At 74.3% G+C, this 1,427-nt stretch carries 1 protein-coding gene; it reads right to left on the bottom strand.

Annotated features, from left to right (window positions below):
- The coding region (locus I5E_RS12310; RefSeq protein WP_022907249.1) for a DUF5719 family protein at positions 1-1,258 on the bottom strand (1,258 nt) is incomplete at its 3' end.
- Between the last annotated feature and the right edge of the window lie 169 nt (positions 1,259-1,427).

The raw sequence follows: 1,427 nt of genomic DNA, 5'->3' as shown, positions 1-1,427 counted from the left end.
ACGGTGCGGACACCGCCGGCGACGACCTGGACGTCCTGCGTCTATTCGCCGAGCGGATTGTGACGTCGGCGTCGGACCGGGTCGGGTTGACGAGCGTCAGGCGCTGGTTCTCGCCGGGCGCGACCGCGGTGATCGTGGACGAGCCGAGCGGGTCCGCCGAGGCGAACCACCCGACGTCCGTGCGGCCGTCGTCGGTCGGCGTCGTCGTGCGGGCGCCGGCGACGAGCGGCTCGGTCGACGTCACGGTGAAGGCGTAGCGGCCGTCCGGGAAGTCGTCGAGGGCGACGTCGGTGACGACGCCGGGCTCGGCGGTGGCGTTCACGGTGGAGCCGCCCCCGTCGGCGGTGGTGATGCCGAGCGTCACGCGGGCCGCCTCGGCGCCGGGGACGAAGAGGCGGACGATCGGTGCGGCGTCGGCGGTGTCGTCGCCGCGCTGGGCCTCCTGGGCGCCGTCGAGGACGACGCCGGGGATGATCTGCGACGTCGCGGGTGCGGCGCCGCCGGAGATGATGTCGAAGCCGCCGGGGGTGAGCGTCCGGACGATCGACTCCTGCATGTGCGCGACGATCTGGCCGCCGGACGACTCGACGTGCACGACGGTCGATCCCTGGTCGGACACGAACCCGGAGAGCGGGACGACCTTCTGCGTGTTCGGTGCGACGACGATGCCCGTCGTGCCGGGGGCGCTGACCGTCCCGGAGCCGTCGTAGATCGACAGGTCGACGGTCGCGTTCACGTCGGTCGGGTTCGACAGGGTGACGAGGGACGTGCGGCCGGTCTCGGTGGACCCGCCGACGAGCCAGGTGGACTGGCTCGGGTCGTCGCACGACGCAGCGCCGACCCCGACGAGGTCACCACTCGCGACGCTCTGGTAGCTGCTGCCGGCGACCTGCGGGGTCGTGTCCCCCGCGGGTGCGGTAAGGAGGCGCGGCTTGCTCCCGCCCGTCGAGGAGTCGTCGAGCCCGGAGCGCTCGACGCTCGACCCGGTGGTCGCGGTGGCGACGGTGGCGGTCCCGACCGTGCTCGCCTTCGTCGCGTCGTTGCCGGCGTCGTCGGAGAGTCGGAGGGCGTTGCCGGCGCAGACGCGCTCGGCGTCCGCCGGGACGGGCGTCACGGTCTTGCCCGCGGGACGCCCTGGTGCGGTCTCGGTGCCGATGGCGTGCGCGGCCGTGACGGCGCCGGCGGCGACCACGACGGCGATCGCGGTCGCCGTGCCGCGGACGACCCAGCGGCGGACGGAGGCGGGGGTACGGCTCATTCGTCGCGCTCCTCGTCGAAGGTGGTGGCGGGTTCCTCGGCCTCGATGACGTTCGAGGTGGCACGGCGTCGGCGGGGTGCCGTGGGCACCGCGAGGAGCGCCGCCGCGCCGAACACGACGCCGAGGACCACGAGGTAAAGGACGTGCGTGGCCCCGGGCGCCCGCCGAT

Origin of the sequence: Curtobacterium sp. B18 (assembly GCF_000333375.1) — a bacterium.
Classification (GTDB): Bacteria; Actinomycetota; Actinomycetes; order Actinomycetales; family Microbacteriaceae; genus Curtobacterium.
This window is presented reverse-complemented; position numbering and strand designations above follow the sequence as displayed.